General features: G+C 65.8%; 6 protein-coding genes. 4 read left to right on the top strand and 2 right to left on the bottom strand.

All coding sequences use genetic code 11. The annotated features are described in order from the left end of the window. Positions 1 to 33: 33 nt before the first annotated feature. The 4 genes from MIC448_RS15125 to MIC448_RS15110 all read left to right on the top strand — a co-directional run bounded on the left by MIC448_RS15125 (position 34) and on the right by MIC448_RS15110 (position 1,653). Complete coding sequence (locus MIC448_RS15125) at positions 34 to 438, top strand: BRCT domain-containing protein (RefSeq protein ID WP_036301629.1); 405 nt, start codon at positions 34 to 36, stop codon at positions 436 to 438. Positions 439 to 610: 172 nt separating this feature from the next. Beyond that, the gene (locus tag MIC448_RS15120) at positions 611 to 1,069 is read left to right on the top strand and encodes a nucleotidyltransferase domain-containing protein (protein ID WP_158497555.1); all 459 of its coding nucleotides are present in this window, start codon (positions 611 to 613) and stop codon (positions 1,067 to 1,069) included. Further along, on the top strand, positions 1,066 to 1,392 hold the full coding sequence (locus tag MIC448_RS15115; RefSeq protein WP_036301627.1) for a DUF86 domain-containing protein: 327 nt from the start codon (positions 1,066 to 1,068) through the stop codon (positions 1,390 to 1,392). Before MIC448_RS15120 ends, MIC448_RS15115 begins: the two co-directional genes overlap by 4 nt. Before the next feature lie 39 nt (positions 1,393 to 1,431). Further along, positions 1,432 to 1,653 (top strand): hypothetical protein, encoded by a 222-nt coding sequence (locus MIC448_RS15110; RefSeq protein ID WP_144238072.1) that lies wholly within the window; start codon positions 1,432 to 1,434, stop codon positions 1,651 to 1,653. Positions 1,654 to 1,818: 165 nt separating this feature from the next. On the opposite strand, the gene MIC448_RS15105 is transcribed toward MIC448_RS15110, so the two are convergent. Continuing rightward, on the bottom strand, positions 1,819 to 2,319 hold the full coding sequence (locus MIC448_RS15105) for a hypothetical protein (protein ID WP_036301663.1): 501 nt from the start codon (positions 2,317 to 2,319) through the stop codon (positions 1,819 to 1,821). A 100-nt stretch (positions 2,320 to 2,419) separates the two neighbouring features. After that, positions 2,420 to 2,785, bottom strand: coding sequence for a hypothetical protein (locus MIC448_RS15100; protein ID WP_036301624.1), 366 nt, complete (start codon positions 2,783 to 2,785; stop codon positions 2,420 to 2,422). Between the last annotated feature and the right edge of the window lie 164 nt (positions 2,786 to 2,949).

The following is a 2,949-nucleotide window of genomic DNA, read 5'->3' as shown; positions in this document are numbered from 1 at the left end:
TCCCGGGCAAGCCAGATCAGATGTCACCTATTCGTGCAGCAGTCCCGCCTCGTCACGGCAGCGTGGGCCGACGGGAAGCTGACGGAGCGAGAGTGGAGCGACATCCAAGCGATTGGAAGCGTGCTCGAGGTTGATGACGCGACGATTCTGAATGCCGCAACTCCACCTGTCCTGACTACGCCGACATTGAGTACCGGTTTCCGACTCGTCCCGGGCGACACGATCGTGATCACGGGCGATACCCGGCGGGACCGCCCCGAGTCGTTCCGGATTCTCGAGCAGATGGGATTCGTTCCCAAGAATTCGATGGTGAAGTCGGCGAAGGTGCTTGTCGCTGCTGATCCCGACTCGATGTCCGGGAAGGCAAAGCAAGCTCGGCAGTACGGCATCCCGATCATCACCGAGGACGGACTCGAGCGTTTGCTCGGGATGGATTAGCATCCGCGCGTTAGCAAGTCAGCACGGTCAGAGAGTGACGGCGCGCGTTGCCGCGACTGACGTGAGGTCGCTTCGAGAAGCTCTCCGACCGGACGGAGACGGGCGAGAACTCGCTGTGTCTCCGGTGTGCGCTTCGATTATGTGCAAAAATATGTACAAATTGGAGGCCGACATGTCGAATGTGGTGCCGGTGGGTGAAGCGCGCAGTGGCCTCTCGCGGGCGCTGCGAGCGTTTCGTGCCGACCCTGTGGCCGACGTGGTTGTGATCGGTTCGCATCGCAAGCCCGAGGCCGTGCTGATGCCGTTCGCCTCGTACGAGCGGCTGACAGCCGAGGCATCCGGCGTATCCCTCGCTCGGCTGCGCGCGCTTGCTCCGATCATTGACAAGCTCGCGACCGCGTCAAACCTCGCCGACGTGCGAGTTTATGGGTCGGTCGCTCGGGGCGAGCAGACGGCGGCGAGCGATGTCGATCTGCTCGTGACTCCGCTGGAGAGCTCCACGCTCTTCGACATCGCGCAGTTCGAGATAGACCTCGAACTCCTGCTGGGTACCAAAGTCTCGGTGACGCCGATCGCGGCTCTCGATTCCGACCGTGACTCCGAGATCCTGCGCGAGAGCGTAGCTCTGTGAAGGACGAGGACCGGGTAGAACGCTGGATCGCCGACCTGATCTCCACCCTCGACCAGGCCGCCGAGCTGGTGGCCCGAGGTGAAGAGGCGTACCGGCTGGACCCGGCCCTGCCCCTCGCGTTCGAGGCATTGTCGAACCGCGTCGGCGAGCTCGCGAAGCGCCTCGTCACTGCGGCGCCCGAGCGCTTCGCGAGCCCGTTGTTCCGGCAGGCGGCGCGCAACCGCGACTTCGTCGCACATCACTACGACCGCATCGACCACGCCATCCTGTGGCGCACGGTGCGCGACAGCTTTCCGGTGCTGCGTTCCGAGCTCGTGAACTGACCGCCCGATACTCTGCTGGCGAACGAGGGGGAGAAGACGATGAGGTTATGGCTGGCGATTGGCGTGATCCTGTTCGGCCTGATGACGGTCGGTGCGGGCGCAGTCGCCATGTACCGGCACGCGATCATTGCGGACGAAACCGGTATCAGCGGCTGGAACCCCGCCCTGTGGCTGGTGCTGTTCGCGGGCGCGGCCGTCTTCTTGCTCGGAACGGTGCAGATCGCTGATGCTGTGGGCTCTCGTCCGGCGCGGCCCGAGTAGATGCCTGGCTGGTCGCTTTGACAGGCTCAGCGACCGGCTGAGTGACCGGTTCGGTCGGCGTTTCGACTCGCTGCGCTCGCTCAACGACCGGGGAAAGCGCTCGCTCAACGACGGCAAACATTCGCTCAACGACCGGGCAAGCACTCGCTCAACGGGCGGGGTACGTCAGCCGGCGCACTCCTGGGACTCGTCCGTGATGATCCACTCGGTGCCCGTGCGCTGCATCACCACTGTGCCGCAATCACCGGAGGCGAGGTAGGTGACGAAGAGCGTGGCATTCGTCGCGGTCTCTTGCTGGACGGCTACATCGATGGCGCCGTCGTCGCCCACCGCGGCGTAAAGCTCGGCTGCGGCCGCGATCATCTGCTCGCACGTCTCGACCGAGACGGCGCCGCTCGCGTTGACCTCGGCGATCATGCGGGACTGAAGGTCGGGTGCGAGTGCGGCGCACGCCGTGTCGACGTCCGGGATGCGGGACGCCTCTACCCAGGCGCGGAACACGTCGGCGGCGCCGGTCTGGGGCTCCGCGCTCTGCTGCGGGTCGGGGGAGACGATGACCTCGGACGCGGGCTGGCTGGGGGCGTCGGTGACTGGGGTTCTCGCGACAGGGCCGGCCGCGCAGGCGCTCATCATCAGAGCCGCCACGGCGATCGCTGTCGTTGGCATGACGCGTCTGTGCCAGATATTCACGTGCCCATTCTGGTCGACGGGTTGGCCTATCGACATGTTCGGCATCCGTAGCGTCGGGCGGGACGCTTCGACAAGCTCAGCGGCCGTCGGGGCGCGACAGCGATCGGAGTAGGTCTTCGTGCACGGGAAACGGCACCTCGTAGTAGATCTGCGGCGCGGACATGTCGCCCCAGTCATCCTTTTTCACACGGACGCTGGCGGATGAGACCTCGGCGATCCGGACTCGCAGCCAGTCGCCGCTCTCGAGCCGGAGCTCGTACGGGTCGGCGAGGTAGCCGATGCCGAGCGCATCGAGCGTCTCTTCGGCGTGCAACCAGTCGACGACGCCGGTGCGCGGGCGGCCCAGCAGGTCGATCGCGACGAAGCCGTCGTCGACGGGCTTCATCCATCCCACGCGTTCGCGGTCGTCGGAACGTCGGTGTTCGATCCAGTCCGGGTCCATCGTTCGAGGGTACGAGGCAGGGGCGCGAACCGGGCGTGGTCGGGCGGGATGCTTCGACCGCGAGGGTCCCGTTCGTTGAGCGAGGAGCGTAGCGACGAGTCGAACGTGGGTTCTTCCGTGCGTGGGTGCGTGCGTGCGTGCGTGCGTTTCGGCTCGCTGCGCTC

The sequence above is a fragment of the Microbacterium sp. C448 genome (assembly GCF_000582705.2).
Classification (GTDB): domain Bacteria; phylum Actinomycetota; class Actinomycetes; order Actinomycetales; family Microbacteriaceae; genus Microbacterium; species Microbacterium lacus_A.
The sequence above is the reverse complement of the archived record's forward strand: the minus strand, read 5'-3'. Positions and strand labels throughout refer to the sequence as shown.